The sequence below is a fragment of the Thiosulfatihalobacter marinus genome, assembly GCF_016019955.1.
In the GTDB taxonomy this organism is placed as follows: Bacteria; Pseudomonadota; Alphaproteobacteria; order Rhodobacterales; family Rhodobacteraceae; genus Shimia; species Shimia marinus_A.
This window is the reverse complement of the sequence record NZ_JAECRZ010000004.1, coordinates 19,593-35,076: the sequence shown is the minus strand read 5'-3', so window position 1 is coordinate 35,076 and position 15,484 is coordinate 19,593. Positions and strand designations below refer to the sequence as shown.

Genomic DNA, 15,484 nt, shown 5'->3' with positions numbered 1-15,484 from the left:
GGGGCGCCCTAGACGGCGACCGGGCGCACTTCGGTCACTTCGGGAATGTAGTGGCGCAGCAGGTTCTCGATCCCCATCTTGAGGGTCAGCGTCGAGGAGGGGCAACCGGCGCAGGCGCCCTGCATATGCAGGTAGACAACGCCGCGATCAAAGCCGTGAAAGGTGATGTCGCCGCCGTCCTGCGCCACGGCGGGGCGCACGCGGGTGTCCAGCAACTCTTTGATCTGACCGACGATTTCCCCATCGGGCCCGTCATGCTCGGCATGGCCGGAGGGCTGCGCGGCATCGCCCGCCATGACCGGCTGCCCGGACTGGAAATGCTCCATGATGGCACCCAGAATGGCCGGTTTGATGTGGTCCCATTCGACCGCGTCTTCCTTGGTCACGGTGACGAAATCGGTGCCGAAAAACACACCAGACACACCCTTGACGGAAAAGATGCGCGTGGCCAGCGGTGAGGCCGAGGCGCCGTCGGGCGTGGGGAAATCGGCGGTGCCCATGTCCAGCACGGTCTGGCCGGGCAGGAATTTCAGCGTGGCCGGGTTCGGGGTGGATTCGGTTTGAATGAACATCTGGGATTCACCTTATTTCGCTTGGGTAAAGATATGCGCCTCTGTTGCGGAAGTGTCAAGGTTTAGAACCATTCTAACAGAAGCCTGACCGGGGGTGCTGGCATTGTGAGAGAATCATGGTTAATGCCTTTGTTTTGCGGGTTTTCGGCGGTCTGCGCCACGTCGGTATCACGTCGGTATTGCGGCGGTGGGGGAGTGCCGGGAGGTGGGGGTTAAGGGGGCGTGCGGTGGATTGGGATTTGGGTCGTAATTGTTGGAGTTGGGACATGGCGCGAGAGGATTTGCAAAACAGGGCAGGTAAAAGAAATTCGCCGTGCTGGCTTCCAAGGTCTGCGCAGCGGGACGAAGTGACCATTCGCTGCGGTTTCGCCAATGACGGCTCTCGTTATCGGAACGTGCTCAATCGATTTGCACGTAAACTTTTTCCTTGTGGGTTAACGAGGTGTAAACTGCATTCGTGAACGCAGCGGAATGGGGCGGGAAAATGTTGCACTACAAGATCCTAGGAGAAGGCAAACCGGTCGTGATGCTTCACGGCGTCACCCTGGATCATCGTCATATGGTCGAAATTTTAGAGCCCGCTTTTGAGCAGTCTGACGGTTGGCAACGCATCTATCTGGATTTGCCTGGACACGGGAAGAGCCCGCCGCAGGAAAAAATCGACAGCCAGGATGGCATTCTGAATTCAGTAGAAGAGTTCATTGTAGATCAATTGGGCGACAAACCATTTGCCTTGGTGGGTCTTTCGCGAGGCAGCTACATTTCGCGGGGCATCATCCACCGGCAAACCGACCGGGTCCGAGGTGCCGCTTTGATCGTTCCGGGTGGTAATCCGGACTCACCTAATCCGCTTCCCAAGCATGAAATTCTTGAACCCGATCCTACAATTCGGTCCGAGTTGCCGGAAGACGAAATCTGGTCTTTTGAGAATTTTTCGGTCGTTCAAAGCCGCGCGATTATGGAGAAGCGGCGAAATATACTCAAACCTGCAATACAACTTCACGACAAGGTTCAAGAGGCACGCGTAAAGGAACGTTTCTTCTTCAGCTTTGCCTCGGCGGAAGAAGCCATGGTTTTTGGGAAACCGAGCCTGCTTGTCGCTGGGCGTCAGGACTGGATAAGCGGTTATCTGGATTCAGTTGACCTGATGCGACGGTATCCTCGCGCCACCCTTGCGATTCTGGATGCCGCAGGACACGGGCTGGCGTTCGAACGCCCAGAATTGTTCACAGCACTCATAAAGGACTGGCTACATCGCCTTGCGGTGGATTGGGTAGACTGACCCAAAACAAGCAAGACTTTCATCCATCGTCGTTTCTGCATGCGAAGCGCGATGGCTGTCACTCGTCGGATCTGCAATATCCGTCAAATTGGGCTCATCCCCGCCATTCGCTGCGCCTTGCACGCAAGGCCGCTTCTGGCTGCCTCGTCAGGTCACCGCTTCCAGCTGCTCCTTGGACAGGTCGCCGGGCACGATGGTGATCGGCACCGGCAGGCTACCCGAGTTGCGCGACAGCTGCGAGACCAGCGGGCCGGGGCCCTTGCGGTCGGTGCCGGCGCCCAGCACAAGCACGCCGATGGTGGGGTCTTCGCGGATCTCGGCCAGGATTTCGGACACTGCCTCGCCTTCGCGGATCACCAGTTCGGGATCGACATTCTGACGGTCGCGCATCCATTTGGCGAACACTTCGAAATGCACCTCGATGCGTTCGCGGGTTTCTTCGCGCATGATGTCCCCGACGCCGATCCAGTGATTGAACTCCTCGGGCGGGATGACCGACAGGATCTTGACGCCGCCGCCGGTATTGGCGGCGCGCATCGCGGCAAAGCGCATGGCGTTCAGGCATTCGCGGCTGTCATCCAGCACCACCAGGAACTTACGCATCAAATCCTCCGTTTGGGCGGATCATGGCGGCAAGCGCGCCGTTTCGCAACTGTTGCGTCGCCGGTTCAGGCGGTGGACCGTGCCCAGTCCCAATACATGTCGCGCACAAGGCGCGTGACCGGGCCAACCTGATACTGGCGGTCGTCAAAGGCGGTGACGGGCGTGACCTTGTTCATGTTGCCGGACATGAACACCTCGTCCGCGTTCTCGAAATCGGCAAAGCCCAGCACGGTTTCATGCACGATCACACCATCGGCGCGCAGGTTTTCGATGTGGCGGGCACGGGTGATTCCGGCCAGAAAGGTGCCATTGGGAATTGGCGTGAACACCTCGCCGTCGCGCACCATGAAGATATTGGCGGTGGCGGTTTCGGCGACGTTGCCCATGGCGTCGGCCACCAGCGCGTTGGCAAAGCCCCTGGCGCGTGCCTCGGCCAGCATCCTTGCGTTGTTGGGATAGAGGCAGCCCGCCTTGGCGTTGACCACCGCGTCTTCGAGCACGGGGCGGCGAAAGCGGGTGCGGGTGAGGGTGGCGCCTGCCTCGGGCGGGGCCATGGGGATCTGTTCGAGACAGATGGCAAAGCCGGTTTCTTCCTGATTGGGGACGATGGCGGTCACGTCGCCACCAATGCCCCAATACATGGGGCGGATATAGACGGCCGCGTCCTTGTCATAGGCTTTCACGCCTTCGTGCACGATGTCGACCATTTCTGCGGTCGACATGGTCGGCTTGAGCATCAGCGCCTCGGCGGAGCGGTTGGCGCGCGCGCAGTGTTTGTCCAGATCGGGCATCAACCCGCCGACGAAACGCGCGCCGTCGAACACGCCAGAACCCAGCCAGGCGCCGTGATCTGCCGCCCGCATGACCGGTACGTCGCCGTCATGCCACGCGCCGTTGAAATAGGTGCGGATATTGGTGCCGACTGCCATGATGCTCTCCCTCGCTGATGCGGCGCGAGAGTAGGGCGGCGCGCGGTGGAGGTCCATACGGAAAACCCCCGGCCGGGGAGGGCCGGGGGCGAAAGATCAGGTGATGAAAAGGAATTTTGAAATGACTTGTTTCATTTGGGAGGGCGACGGGAATGTCGCCGGTGATGTCTGAAGACATTAGACCCGGGATGCGACAGATTCGTGACGAAAATGCCGCGTTGCGGCAAGGATGGGTGTCTTTCCTGCTTGCGTGCCGCGGTTGGGGCTGAATTGCCCGCGAAACAGGCAGATAAAAAAGGCGCGTGCCCTGCGGCCGCGCCTTTTTCGGGAGCAAGTTGATCTGCCGAGCGTGAGGTCAGCGCGCGGAAATCATCCCAACGATATCGTAGGTTTTTTGCAGGATCGGCGCGGCGAGGGCGCGGGCCTGCCGGGCGCCGTGGCCCAGGATGCGGTCGATCTCCGCCGGATCCTGCATCAGGCGGGCCATCTCGGTGGAAATCGGCGACAGTTTGTCAACCGCGAGATCGGACAGGATCGGCTTGAACTGCGAGAATTGTTTGCCGCCCATGTCGCGCAGCACCTGATCGACCGGTTGTTCGGACAGGGCGGCGTAGATATTGACCAGGTTGCGCGCCTCGGGGCGGTCCTGGAGCCCGTCGGCCTCGGACGGGAGAGCATCGGGATCGGTTTTCGCTTTGCGGATCTTTTTGGCGATGGTGTCGGCATCATCCGTCATGTTGATGCGGGAGGCGTCGGACGGATCGGATTTCGACATCTTCCTGGAGCCGTCGCGCAGCGACATCACGCGCGTGGCGGCGCCTTCGATCACCGGTTCGGTGATGGGGAAGAAATCAACGCCATAATCGTGGTTGAACTTGATCGCCACGTCGCGGGTGAGTTCCAGGTGCTGTTTCTGGTCCTCGCCCACGGGCACGTGGGTGGCGCGGTAGACCAGGATGTCGGCAGCCATCAGCGCGGGATAGGCAAACAGGCCCAGCGAGGCGTTCTGCTGGTTCTTGCCGGCCTTGTCCTTCCACTGGGTCATGCGCTGCATCCAGCCCATGCGGGCGACGCAGTTGAAGATCCAGGCCAGCTGCGCATGTTCCGCCACCTGGCTTTGGTTGAACAGGATCGATTTGTCCGGGTCGATTCCGGCGGCGATGAATCCGGCGCACAACTCGCGCGTGGCATGGCGCAGCTTTTCGGGATCCTGCCAGACGGTGATGGCGTGCAGATCGACCATGCAGTAGACGGTCTGGAACGCGCCCTGGTTCTGCATGTCGACAAAACGCTTCATGGCGCCAAGATAGTTGCCCAGGGTCAGGCCGCCCGAGGGTTGGATGCCCGAGAAGACCCGCGGGGTGAAGGATGAGGACGTTTGGACCGCCTCGTTCATGGGAAATACTCCGTCTGGATTTACGCGTGCGCTTGCCTTACCCATGGGGAAAATTGCCGTCAAGGAGCGCAGGCATGAGCAGTTCTCAATCCCCCAAGGCGATCAACCCGCTGCCGCCCGTCGTGGCGGCGCTTTTTCTGGTGGTCATGGGGGTCGAAGTGGCGTTCTGGGCCGGGTCCAAGGGCATGATCGGCGGGCCGGGGGCCATTGGCTGGCGGTTGGCGGCGGTGCAGAAATACGCGTTTTCGGCGGAGATATTCCAATGGATGCTGGACAATAACCGCTGGGTGCCCGAGCACCTGCTCCGGTTTGTGAGCTATCTGTTCATCCATGCCAATATGACCCATGCGTTGTTTGGCGGTGTGCTGCTTCTGGCGATGGGCAAGATGGTGGGCGAGGTGTTTTCGGGGCTGGCGACGCTGTTGATCTTTGTGCTGTCGGGCGTGTCCGGCGCGCTGGGATTCGCGCTGATCACCGGCAGCCCGGTGCCGCTGGTGGGGTCGTATCCCGGTGTTTACGGGCTGATCGGCGCGTTCACGTTCCTGTTGTGGGTCCGGCTGGGCGCGGTGGGGGCACCGCAGGCGCGGGCGTTTTCGCTGATCGGAATCCTGGTGACGATCCAGCTGGTGTTCAGCCTGGTGTTTGGCGGCACGCCGGACTGGGTGGCCGATGTGGCCGGGTTCGTGGCCGGGTTTCTGTTGTCCTTCCTGCTGGTGCCCGGCGGGTGGCGGCGGATCAGGGAAATGATCCGCCACGATTGACCCTCAGGGTCTGGCGCGCCGTGTCAGCAGGGCCAGCGCTATGGCGCTGACACCGTTGGACAGCAGTTCGACCGCAAGCAGGATGCCAAGCACAACCGCCGCCGATTGCGGGAAATTGGCCAGCACCATGACGCCAAGTATGATCGACACCAGGCCCGAGATCATCAGGGCGCTGCGCAACGGCCCCTGAGCGCCGGAAAAACCGATCCAGGCCTTGAAGATGCCCGAGGCAAGAAACATGATCCCCGCCACCATTGTCAGGGTGACAACGCCGCGGAGCGGCTCGGCCACGAGGTTGATGCCGATGATCAGGGCAACGAGGCCCAGCAGCACGCCGACCACCTTGGCGCCGGCGCCGTCGGCGCGCAGGGCGGCGACGATCTGGATGATGCCGAGGATGAAAAAGGACCACCCCGCCAGCAATGTGGCCGTTATCGAGGCGGCAAACGGATTGGCCAATGCGACGATGCCCGCCACAAGTGACAGGATGCCGACGATCAGCATGATGATCCAGTTGGACATTTCAGGGTGCTCCCATTCTGCGCAAAATATCCGGCGATGAAACGGCAGTTGAGTGGCGCGGGCAACCGTTTTCTTCAGCCGCCGCGTCGGGCGGCGCTGCGCAGATCGGAAAACCGGAAGGCGCGGGTGATATGGGCGAACAGGAAATACACCGCCGCGCCAATGGAAATCAGCGCCAGCAAAGCGCCATAGCGCCAGCCGGGCATCCCGAGCCATGGCGACAGGATCAGGGTGGCACCCCACAGGGCGGCGGCCATGATGCCGGAACACAGGCAAATCCGCCAGATGCGGGTGCGCAGGCGATCATCGAACCTGGCCACGCTGCCATAGCGCCGCGCGCCCAGCCCAAGCTGGGCCACCATGACCCAGGCCGATACCGAGGCGGCAATGGCCGGGGCCATCCAGGAAAGAAACGGCGAGAGCCCAAAAGCCAGTCCGGCGTTCACCACCATGGACCAGAGGGCAAAATGAAACGGGCGGCGCGTGTCCTCGCGCGCAAAGTAAAGCGGCTGCAACAGCTTTTGCAGCACGAAGGCGGGCAGGCCCAGCCCGTAGATCGCCACGGCAACGGCGATGGCGGCGCTGTCATCGGCCGAGGTGGCGCCGCGCTCGAACAGGACCGAGACCAGCGGCAGCGGGATCACCAGAAAGGCGACGGCGCAGGGGATGGTGAGGAACAGGGCAAATTCACCGGCGCGCGAAAACGCATGGCGCGCGCCGTCGTCATCCCCGGCCTTGAGCCTGCGGGACAGGTCGGGCAGCAGAACGATGCCCACGGCGATGCCCACGACCCCGAGGGGCAGCTGATACAGCCGGTCCGCGGCGAACAGCCAGCTGACGGCGCCGGGCGTGGCCGAGGCAACGATCTGGCCGACAACCAGATTGATCTGCATGACCCCCGAGGCCAGCGCGGCGGGCACCGCGATCCTGACCATGCGCCGCGTGTCCGGGGTCAGCCGGGGCAGGCCGGGGCGGATCGAGATGCCCGCCCGCGCCGCCGCGACCCAGACCAGCACAAGCTGGGCCACCCCGGCCACGGGGATTGTCCAGACCAGCCACATCACCACGTCCCCGCCGATGGCCGCCCCGACGATCAGCGCCGGGACCACCAGCACGTTGAGCAGCACCGGCGCGGCAGCGGCGGCGGCGAAACGCCCGGTGGCATTCAGCACGCCGGAAAACAGCGCCGCCAGCGACATGAAGAAGATATAGGGAAAGACAATGCGCCCGAAGCCGATCGTCAGATCGAACCTTTCGTCGCCGTAAAACCCTTCGGCGGTGGCCCAGACCAGCGCCGGCATGAAGATCATCGCCAGCGCCGTCAGCGCCAGCACCGCACAGGCCAGCAGGTTGAAGGCATCGCGCCCAAAGGCCTGAGCGTCTTCACCGGCTTCGTATTTCTTGGAAAACATCGGCACGAAGGCGGCATTGAACGCGCCTTCGGCAAAGAAGCGGCGGAACATGTTGGGCAGACGGAAGGCGGCGACAAACGCGTCCAGCGCGCTGCCCGGCCCGATATAGGCCAGGATCAGGATTTCGCGCGCAAAGCCCAGCACGCGGCTCATCAGGGTCCAGAAACCGACCGTCAGAAATCCGCGGATCAGGCGGACGGGTTTCACGCCGACGCCCTTTCAACGCCTTTTTCGATGGCCTCGCGCAGTTTCTTTTCCAGCGTGCGCTGCTTGGCGGCAGAGTGGAATTTCAGGCCGAACATGTCCTTGACATAGAAGCTGTCGACCACCTGTTCGCCAAAGGTCGCGATCACCGCCGAGGCGATGTAGACATTGTTGTTGGCCAGGGTGCGGGTCAGATCGTGCAGCAGGCCGGGGCGGTCGCGGGTATCGACCTCGATGATGGTATAGATTTCAGAGCCGTCATTGTCGAAGGTGATGGTGGTGGGCACGCGGAAGGCGCGTTCGCGTTTCTTGATCACGTCGCGCGATCGGATCGCCTCGCTGGCGACAACCTCGCCCTTGAGGGTCTTGTGGATCATCTGTTCCAGCCGCTTGAGGCGGCTGGCCTCGTAGGGGTGGCCGTCGGCGTCCTGAATCCAGAAGGCGGCGGTGGCATAGCCGTCCTTTGACGTGAAGGTGCGGGCATCCACGATATTGGCCCCCACCAGCGCCAGCGCGCCGCACATGCGCGAGAAGATACCGGGGTGATCGGCCATGGCGAAACAGGCGCGCGTGGCGTCGCGATCTTCGTCCGGGTGCAGATCGATGCGGATCTCGTCATCCGCGATTTCGCGCAGCAGCTGGGCAAAGACCTTGTGCGCGGTGATATGCAGGCCCTGCCAATAGGGTTCGTAGTGACGCGCGGTTTCGCGCTTGATGTCCTTTGGCGTCCAGTCGGCGAGTTCCTGGCGCAGCAGTTTCTTGGCCTCTGCACCGCGGTTTTCGCGAGTGATCGCCTCCAAGCCGTTTTCCAGAACCAGCCGGGTCTGGCGATAGAGCGCGCGCAGCAGCACCGCCTTCCAGTTGTTCCAGGTGTCCGGTCCGACGCCGCGAATGTCGCAAACGGTGAGGACGGTAAGCAGGTTCAGCCGGTCCACGGTCTGAACCGCCTTGGCGAAATCACGCACGGTGCGCGGATCGGCAATGTCGCGTTTCTGGGCCATGTCGGACATCAGGAGGTGATACCGCACCAGCCATTCCACGGTTTCGCATTCCGCCTTGGGCAGCCCGAGATTGGGCGCCACACGTCGGGCGATCTGGGCGCCGAGCACGGAATGGTCGATGTCGCGCCCCTTGCCGATATCGTGCAGCAGCATGGCCACTATAAGGGCGCGGCGGTTGATGCCGGATTTCAGGATGTCCGAGGAGAGCGGCAGTTCGTTGCGCAGTTCTTCGTTTTCGATCTGTTCGAGATTGGCGATCACCTGGATCGTGTGTTCGTCCACGGTATAGGAATGGTACATGTTGAACTGCATCATTGCCACGATCGGTTCGAAATCGGGAATGAAGGCGGCCAGCACGTTCAGTTCGTTCATGCGGCGCAGGGCGCGTTCGGGGTTGCCGTGTTTCAGCAGCAGTCCGAGAAAGATGCGCTGGGCCTCCTTGTCGGCCCGCATGTCGTCGTCGATCAGGTGCAGGTTGGCCCTGATCAGGCGCATTGCGTCGGGGTGGATCAGCAGCCCGGTGCGCAGCGCCTCTTCAAAGATCCGCAGCAGATTGACCTTGTCCGAGAGAAACTCTGTGTCATCGACAATGGCCAGACGGTTGTTGATGACCTTGTATTGAGACTTGACCCGACGGCGGCGGCGGAAGATGCGCTCCAGCAGGGGCGCGCCCTTGGTATGGTCGTCTTCCAGCTTGGTCAGCAGGATGCGGGTGAGATCGCCGACATTGGTGGCGTGGCGGAAATAATCCTGCATGAAATGTTCCACCGCGCGGCGCCCGCCCTTGTCGGAATAGCCCAGTCGCTCGGCCACTTCGACCTGCACGTCAAAGCTGAGCTGTTCGGAGGGGCGACCGGCGATCAGGTGCATGTGGCCGCGCACCGCCCACAGGAATTCCTCGGCGGCGACAAAGCTCTTGAGTTCGTCCCGGCGCAGCACGTCGTGGTCCAGAAGATCAGACACGTCGCTGACGTGGTAGACATATTTGGCGATCCAGAAGAGCGATTGCAGGTCGCGCAGGCCGCCCTTGCCCTCTTTCACGTTGGGCTCGACCATATAGCGCTGACCCTGCTTGAGGTGGCGCGCCTCGCGTTCCGAGAGCTTGGCCTCGACGAATTCCCGCTCGGTCCCGGCAAACAGATCGGATTGGAGGCGGTCATCAAGCCGCCGGGCCAGCGCCGCGTCGCCTTGCAGGTAGCGGTGTTCCAGCAAGGCGGTGCGGATGGTGAAATCCTCGCGCCCCAGACGCAGGCAATCCTTGATCGTGCGGCTGGAATGGCCGACCTTGAGCCGCAGATCCCACAGGATGTAGAGCATGGATTCAATCACGCTCTCGGCCCAGGCGGTGATCTTGTAAGGGGTCAGGAACAGCAGATCGACATCGGATTCCGGCGCCATTTCGCCCCGTCCGTAGCCGCCCACGGCCAGCAATGTCAGCCGTTCGCCCTCGGTCGGGTTGGGCAGCGGGTGCAAGTGGCCGGTGGCCACGTGAAAGGCAATGCCCACCAGGCAATCGGTCAGCCAGGAATAGGAGCGCGTCATCTCGCGCGCGTTGAACGGCTTTTCGCCGAAGGCAAGGGCAATGCGGGCCATGCCGGTTTTGCGCCGGGCGGCCAGCACCCTGACGATCTCGCTGCGCGCGGGCGCCCCGCTGGCCGGATCGCTGAACAACCCGTCGATCTCGGCCAGCGCCGCGGCGCTGTCGAAGATCTCCTGTGGGTCGCAGATCAGGTTGCCCCGGGGCAGGGTGGGAAACGTGTCGGGCGCCTCAGAATCCGGCGCCGCCGAAGCGTGTTGGGGCAGGGTCAATGATTACCACCTTCTTGTCGCGGATCGTGGCCACGGCCAGCCCGCGTTCGTTCGTACCATCGGCGCGCAGGCGGAAGATGCCGTTCACGCCCTGAAATCCGGCCCCCTGGGTGAGGGCGCCCGTGGTCAATGCATTGCTTTTGCCCGCCTTGACCAGTGCGCCGATCGCCGCAACACCGTCATAGGCCAGACCGCCGATCGGATGGGGCAGGCCGCCATAGGCCTGGGCATAACGGGTCTGGAACTGCTGCGTCAGCGCCGGGTCGGGCATGGCGAACCAGCCGCCCTGTACACCGGGCAGTTCCAGAGTCTGGGCCGGAATGTCCCAGCGGGTCAGGCCGATATATTGCATCACCGCCGGGCTGAGACCGGCCTCGGGCAGCAACTGGCTGAGCAGGGGCAGCGCGCCCGATGTATCCGATGTCAGAAAGACCGCGTTTGCCTGATTGGTGTCTGCCGTCAGCTTGATCTGCGATGTCGCCGCGATCACACCTTCCTGCGAGAAGCTGTAGGACACCGTGCCCGCCTCGGTCGCCCGCTGGCGGGTGATGGCCGAAAGGATCGCATTGCGCCCGACCTGACCCGAGACATTGTCGGCATGGACGATCAGGATGCGATCCTTGCCGTTGCGCCTGGAAAAGCCCACCAGCCGGTCGGCGGTATTGTCGAATGTCGGCCCCAGCACGAACAGGTTGCCACCGGCAATCGTGGTATTGTTGGAGAAGGCCAGCACGTTGATCGAGCGATTGGCCACGGCCTTGGCCACGGCATTGGCGGATTCGGCGAAGACCGGGCCAAGGATGATCTTGGCACCTTCGTTGACGGCCTGGATGGCGGCGGCCTGGGCCGTGTCGGCGCGCCCGGCCGTGGCGTAGACCCGCAAGTCGATCTGCACACCGCCAAGATCGGCAATCGCCAGCCTGGCCGCGTTTTCAAGGCTTTGGGCCAGAAGCGCGTCGCCCGAATTGGCCGATCCCTTGGGCACCAGCAGCGCCACCGGCACCGGTGCGCTGGTCGAGATCGTGGGTCCGGTACTGAGCCCGGTGGTTTCGCAGCCAGCGAGTACGAGACCGACGAGGCCGAGCATTGCCCCTTTCAGATAGTTGCGAGCGGGTTTAAGAAAGGCAAACATCGAAAAAATTCTCCAGTCCCAATGGTCGGGTCACAAACGGCGATCCGGCCGCCCGATTGGAATGGATAATAAACGTACCGGGGGGCGGGTCCAGTGGTGAATCACCTGACCACGAAATTGCAGACGGGTTTGTATTTTGTCGCCACGCCGATCGGGTCTGCCCGCGACATCACGCTGCGGGCGCTGGATGTGCTGGCTTCGGCCGATGTGATCGCCGCCGAAGACACGCGCTCGATGCGGCGGTTGCTGGAGATCCACGGCGTTGCGCTGGGCGAGCGGCCGCTGATCGCGTATCACGATCATTCCGGAGCGGGCGCGCGCGACAAGCTGATGGCGCATCTGGCGGCGGGGCGGTCAGTTGCCTATGCCTCGGAGGCGGGCACGCCGCTGATCGCGGATCCGGGCTATGATCTGTCGCGCGCGGCAAGCGAGGCCGGGCATCTGGTGACATCGGCGCCGGGGCCGTCGGCGGTGGCGACGGCGCTGACCCTGGCGGGGCTGCCGACGGATGCGTTTTTCTTTGCCGGGTTCCTGCCCAATGCACGCAAGGCGCGCGTTTCGGCGCTGGAGGCGCTGCGCGACGTGCCCGGAACGCTGGTATTCTACGAATCGCCGCGCCGCGTGGCCGCGATGCTGGGCGATGCGGCGCAGGCGCTGGGCGCGGGGCGGGCGGCGGCGATGTGCCGGGAACTGACCAAGAAATTCGAGGAAGTGCGGCGCGGCAGCCTGGGGGAACTGGCCGGGGCGCTGGACGGCCAGACCGTCAAGGGCGAGGTGGTGGTGCTGATCGACCGGGCGCGCGGCGACGGCGCGAGCGAGGCCGATATCGAAGCCGCGCTGCGCCAGGCGCTGGACAGCATGAGCGTGCGCGACGCCTCGGAAACGGTGGCGAAGGCCTTTGGCGGGCATAAACGAAAAATTTATCAAATGGCCTTAGCGTTGAAGACGGAGAATTGAACAGGGGCCGCCATGAGACGCCAGACAGGAACCCATCGGGCACGGGCAAATTACCACGCCGGGCAGGCCGCCGAGGACAGCGTTGCCCGCGACTACGAGCGTCGCGGCCTGTGCGTGGCGCACCGGCGCTGGCGCGGAAAGGGTGGCGAAGTGGATCTGGTTGTGCGGCGCGGCGATGCGGTGATCTTTGTCGAGGTCAAGAAAAGCCGAAGCTTTGCCGCGGCGGCGCTGCGTCTGGGTCCGCGCCAGATTGCCCGGCTGATGACGGCGGGCGAGGAATTTCTGGGCGGTGAACCGCGGGGCTTGCTGACCGAGGCCCGGTTCGACGTGGCGCTGGTGGACGGCGCAGGCAAAGTGGACATCATCGAAAACGCGTTGGCGGCCTGAGCGGGCATTGCACACGGGCGGGGCTTGGGCCATGTAGTGGGGAGATCACAAGAGGTTGCCCCGCATGAAGATTGCCTTTCAGATGGACCCGATCGAGTCGGTCGATATCAATGCCGACAGCTCTTTCAGGCTGGCCGAGGAAGCGCAGGCGCGTGGCCATAGGCTGTTTTTCTATTCGCCGGACAAGCTGGCCTATGAAGAGGGGCAGATCACGGCGCGCGGGCATGACATGACGGTGCGCCGCGTGCTGGGTGATCATGTGGACCTTGGGGCGGAGCGCCAGGTGGACCTTTCGGAATTCGACGTGGTGTGGCTGCGCCAGGATCCGCCTTTCGACATGCATTACATCACGTCGACCCACCTGCTGGACCGGCTGGCGCCGGGCACGTTGGTGGTGAACGATCCGTTCTGGGTGCGCAACTATCCGGAAAAGCTTTTGGTGCTGGAGTTTCATGACCTGACGCCACCCACGACGATCGCGCGCGACCTGGACACGATCAAGGCGTTCAAGCACAAGCATGGCGACGTGATCCTCAAGCCGCTTTACGGGAATGGCGGTGCCGGGGTGTTCCGGCTGGACGCCAATGACCGCAACCTGACCTCGTTGCACGAACTGTTCACCGGGTTCAGCCGCGAGCCGTTGATCGTTCAGAAATTCCTGCCCGATGTCAGCAATGGCGACAAACGCGTGATCCTGGTGGACGGGGTGCCGGTGGGCGCGATCAACCGGGTGCCGGCGGCGGGCGAGACCCGGTCGAACATGCATGTGGGCGGGCGACCCGAGAAGATCGGGTTGTCCGAACGTGACCTGGAGATTTGCGCGAAGATCGGCCCGCTGCTGAAGGAAAAGGGTCAGGTGTTTGTCGGGATCGATGTGATTGGCGATTACCTGACCGAAATCAACGTGACGTCGCCCACCGGAATCCAGGAACTGGAGCGGTTTGACGGGATCAACGTAGCCGAAAGAATCTGGCAGGCGATCGAGGCGAAACGGGCCTGATCACAGGCCCTGGCTGGAGGTCAGCCGAAAGCTGACCGCCTCGGCCACATGCGGTTTGCGCACCATCTCGCTTTCGCCAAGATCGGCGATGGTGCGCGCCACCCGCAGAACCCGGTGATAACCGCGCGCGGAGAGGCCGAATTTTTCGGCCACCTTGCCCAGGAACGCGCGTCCCTCGGCATCCGGGGTGGCGATCTCTTCCAGCCGGGCGCCCTGTAAATCGGCATTCGCATGCTGGGCGTCCTGTGTCGCAAAGCGCGCCAGCTGCCGGTCGCGCGCGGCGCAGACGCGGGCGCGGATGATGTCCGAGCTTTCGCCCGATGCGGGCAGGTCGAGATCGGTGAAGCTGACCGGGGGCACTTCGATGCGCAGATCAAGCCGGTCGAGCAGCGGGCCGGAAAGGCGGCCAAGATAGTCCTCGCCGCAGGCTGGCACCCGGGCGCAGGCGCGTGCCGGATCGAACATATGGCCGCAGCGGCAGGGATTGGCGGCGGCCACCAGCATGAAGCGGCAGGGATAGGTCACATGCGCATTGGCGCGCGCGATCATCACCTGCCCGGTTTCGATGGGCTGGCGCAGGGTTTCCAGCACCGGGCGGGAAAACTCGGGCAATTCGTCCAAGAACAACACCCCGTTATGGGCCAGCGAGATCTCGCCCGGCGCGGCCCGACGCCCGCCCCCGACAATGGCGGCCATCGAGGCGGTGTGATGCGGTTCGCGGAACGGCCGGGCGCGGGAAATGCCGCCCTGGTCCAGCAAGCCGGCAACGGAATGGATCATCGAGGTTTCCAGCGCCTCGATGGGCGAGAGCGGTGGCAGGATCGAGGGCAGACGCGCGGCCAGCATGGATTTTCCCGACCCCGGCGCGCCGACCATGAACAGGTGATGGCGCCCGGCGGCGGCGATTTCCAGGGCGCGTTTGGCGCGTTCCTGGCCCTTGACATCGCGCAGGTCGCGGGCGTGCGGCTCGGGCTGCACCTCGCCGGGATCGGAGGGCGACAGGGGCGACTGGCCGGTATAGTGGCGCACCACATCGGCCAGCGAGCCCGCGCCGATGACCTGCGTGGCCGCGACCCAGGCGGCCTCGGGGCCGCTGGCGCGCGGGCAGAGCAGGGCGCGGTCATCCTGGGCGGCGGACATGGCGGCGGGCAGCGCGCCGGTGACGGGGACCAGCGAGCCGTCCAGGGAAAGTTCGCCCAGCGACACGGTGCTTTCCGATGCGTCCTCGGGGATGATGCCCAGCGCGGCCAGCAGGGCGACGGCGATCGGCAGGTCGAAATGGCTGCCCTCCTTGGGCAGGTCGGCGGGAGAGAGATTGATGGTGATGCGTTTGGAGGGCAGGGCGATGGCCATGGAAGACAGGGCCGAGCGCACCCGGTCGCGTGCCTCGGACACGGCCTTGTCGGGCAGGCCGACGATGGAAAAGGCCGGCAGGCCGGGTGTGACGGCGCATTGCACTTCGACCGAATGCGCCTCGACGCCTTCGAATGCCACCGTATATGCGCGCGCCACCATCG

14 protein-coding genes are annotated in these 15,484 nt (G+C 63.5%); 5 read left to right on the top strand and 9 right to left on the bottom strand.

The window, feature by feature from the left end:
- Window positions 1–8 precede the first annotated feature (8 nt).
- On the bottom strand, window positions 9–572 hold the full coding sequence (locus I3253_RS07295; protein WP_197917000.1) for a NifU family protein: 564 nt from the start codon (window positions 570–572) through the stop codon (window positions 9–11).
- A 484-nt stretch (window positions 573–1,056) separates the two neighbouring features.
- On the opposite strand from I3253_RS07295, the gene I3253_RS07290 reads away from it, so the two are divergent.
- On the top strand, window positions 1,057–1,854 hold the full coding sequence (locus I3253_RS07290) for an alpha/beta fold hydrolase (protein ID WP_197916999.1): 798 nt from the start codon (window positions 1,057–1,059) through the stop codon (window positions 1,852–1,854).
- Window positions 1,855–2,001: 147 nt separating this feature from the next.
- Here I3253_RS07290 and I3253_RS07285 read toward each other — a convergent pair whose 3' ends face one another.
- The 3 genes from I3253_RS07285 to trpS all read right to left on the bottom strand — a co-directional run bounded on the left by I3253_RS07285 (window position 2,002) and on the right by trpS (window position 4,782).
- Entirely contained in the window at window positions 2,002–2,457 is a 456-nt protein-coding gene (locus I3253_RS07285) for a universal stress protein (RefSeq protein WP_197916998.1), read from the bottom strand.
- A 65-nt stretch (window positions 2,458–2,522) separates the two neighbouring features.
- Window positions 2,523–3,386 carry a branched-chain amino acid aminotransferase gene (locus I3253_RS07280; RefSeq protein WP_197916997.1) on the bottom strand — a complete coding sequence of 288 codons (864 nt, stop codon included), beginning with the start codon at window positions 3,384–3,386 and terminating at the stop codon, window positions 2,523–2,525.
- Window positions 3,387–3,741: 355 nt separating this feature from the next.
- Window positions 3,742–4,782 (bottom strand): tryptophan--tRNA ligase, encoded by a 1,041-nt coding sequence (trpS, locus tag I3253_RS07275; protein WP_197916996.1) that lies wholly within the window; start codon window positions 4,780–4,782, stop codon window positions 3,742–3,744.
- Window positions 4,783–4,856: 74 nt separating this feature from the next.
- On the opposite strand from trpS, the gene I3253_RS07270 reads away from it, so the two are divergent.
- Window positions 4,857–5,543, top strand: coding sequence for a rhomboid family intramembrane serine protease (locus I3253_RS07270; protein ID WP_197916995.1), 687 nt, complete (start codon window positions 4,857–4,859; stop codon window positions 5,541–5,543).
- Between the two features lie 3 nt (window positions 5,544–5,546).
- On the opposite strand, the gene I3253_RS07265 is transcribed toward I3253_RS07270, so the two are convergent.
- From I3253_RS07265 to I3253_RS07250, 4 genes are all read right to left on the bottom strand, one after another.
- Window positions 5,547–6,065, bottom strand: a complete 519-nt coding sequence (locus I3253_RS07265; protein ID WP_197916994.1) for an HdeD family acid-resistance protein — start codon at window positions 6,063–6,065, stop codon at window positions 5,547–5,549.
- Window positions 6,066–6,139: 74 nt separating this feature from the next.
- The gene (gene murJ, locus I3253_RS07260) at window positions 6,140–7,684 is read right to left on the bottom strand and encodes a murein biosynthesis integral membrane protein MurJ (RefSeq protein WP_197916993.1); all 1,545 of its coding nucleotides are present in this window, start codon (window positions 7,682–7,684) and stop codon (window positions 6,140–6,142) included.
- Window positions 7,681–10,491: a [protein-PII] uridylyltransferase gene (locus tag I3253_RS07255; protein WP_197916992.1), complete on the bottom strand. Its 2,811-nt coding sequence runs from the start codon at window positions 10,489–10,491 to the stop codon at window positions 7,681–7,683. Before I3253_RS07255 ends, murJ begins: the two co-directional genes overlap by 4 nt.
- Window positions 10,451–11,623: a penicillin-binding protein activator gene (locus tag I3253_RS07250; RefSeq protein ID WP_197916991.1), complete on the bottom strand. Its 1,173-nt coding sequence runs from the start codon at window positions 11,621–11,623 to the stop codon at window positions 10,451–10,453. Before I3253_RS07250 ends, I3253_RS07255 begins: the two co-directional genes overlap by 41 nt.
- A gap of 96 nt (window positions 11,624–11,719) precedes the next feature.
- Between I3253_RS07250 and rsmI the strand changes: the two genes are divergently transcribed.
- The 3 genes from rsmI to gshB all read left to right on the top strand — a co-directional run bounded on the left by rsmI (window position 11,720) and on the right by gshB (window position 13,967).
- Window positions 11,720–12,580 carry a 16S rRNA (cytidine(1402)-2'-O)-methyltransferase gene (gene rsmI / locus I3253_RS07245; RefSeq protein WP_332255671.1) on the top strand — a complete coding sequence of 287 codons (861 nt, stop codon included), beginning with the start codon at window positions 11,720–11,722 and terminating at the stop codon, window positions 12,578–12,580.
- Between the two features lie 12 nt (window positions 12,581–12,592).
- Entirely contained in the window at window positions 12,593–12,967 is a 375-nt protein-coding gene (locus I3253_RS07240) for a YraN family protein (RefSeq protein WP_197916990.1), read from the top strand.
- A 64-nt stretch (window positions 12,968–13,031) separates the two neighbouring features.
- Window positions 13,032–13,967, top strand: a complete 936-nt coding sequence (gene gshB, locus I3253_RS07235; RefSeq protein WP_197916989.1) for a glutathione synthase — start codon at window positions 13,032–13,034, stop codon at window positions 13,965–13,967.
- Here the strand turns inward: gshB and I3253_RS07230 are convergent, their stop codons facing one another.
- Window positions 13,968–15,482, bottom strand: a complete 1,515-nt coding sequence (locus I3253_RS07230) for a YifB family Mg chelatase-like AAA ATPase (protein WP_197916988.1) — start codon at window positions 15,480–15,482, stop codon at window positions 13,968–13,970.
- Window positions 15,483–15,484 lie beyond the last annotated feature (2 nt).

Coding starts and splice junctions, on each gene's coding strand:
- I3253_RS07295 (WP_197917000.1), bottom strand. CDS start 572: ATGTTCATTCAAACCGAATCCACCCCGAACCCGGCCACGCTGAAATTC.
- I3253_RS07290 (WP_197916999.1), top strand. CDS start 1,057: ATGTTGCACTACAAGATCCTAGGAGAAGGCAAACCGGTCGTGATGCTT.
- I3253_RS07285 (WP_197916998.1), bottom strand. CDS start 2,457: ATGCGTAAGTTCCTGGTGGTGCTGGATGACAGCCGCGAATGCCTGAAC.
- I3253_RS07280 (WP_197916997.1), bottom strand. CDS start 3,386: ATGGCAGTCGGCACCAATATCCGCACCTATTTCAACGGCGCGTGGCAT.
- trpS (WP_197916996.1), bottom strand. CDS start 4,782: ATGAACGAGGCGGTCCAAACGTCCTCATCCTTCACCCCGCGGGTCTTC.
- I3253_RS07270 (WP_197916995.1), top strand. CDS start 4,857: ATGAGCAGTTCTCAATCCCCCAAGGCGATCAACCCGCTGCCGCCCGTC.
- I3253_RS07265 (WP_197916994.1), bottom strand. CDS start 6,065: ATGTCCAACTGGATCATCATGCTGATCGTCGGCATCCTGTCACTTGTG.
- I3253_RS07250 (WP_197916991.1), bottom strand. CDS start 11,623: ATGTTTGCCTTTCTTAAACCCGCTCGCAACTATCTGAAAGGGGCAATG.
- I3253_RS07240 (WP_197916990.1), top strand. CDS start 12,593: ATGAGACGCCAGACAGGAACCCATCGGGCACGGGCAAATTACCACGCC.
- gshB (WP_197916989.1), top strand. CDS start 13,032: ATGAAGATTGCCTTTCAGATGGACCCGATCGAGTCGGTCGATATCAAT.
- I3253_RS07230 (WP_197916988.1), bottom strand. CDS start 15,482: ATGGTGGCGCGCGCATATACGGTGGCATTCGAAGGCGTCGAGGCGCAT.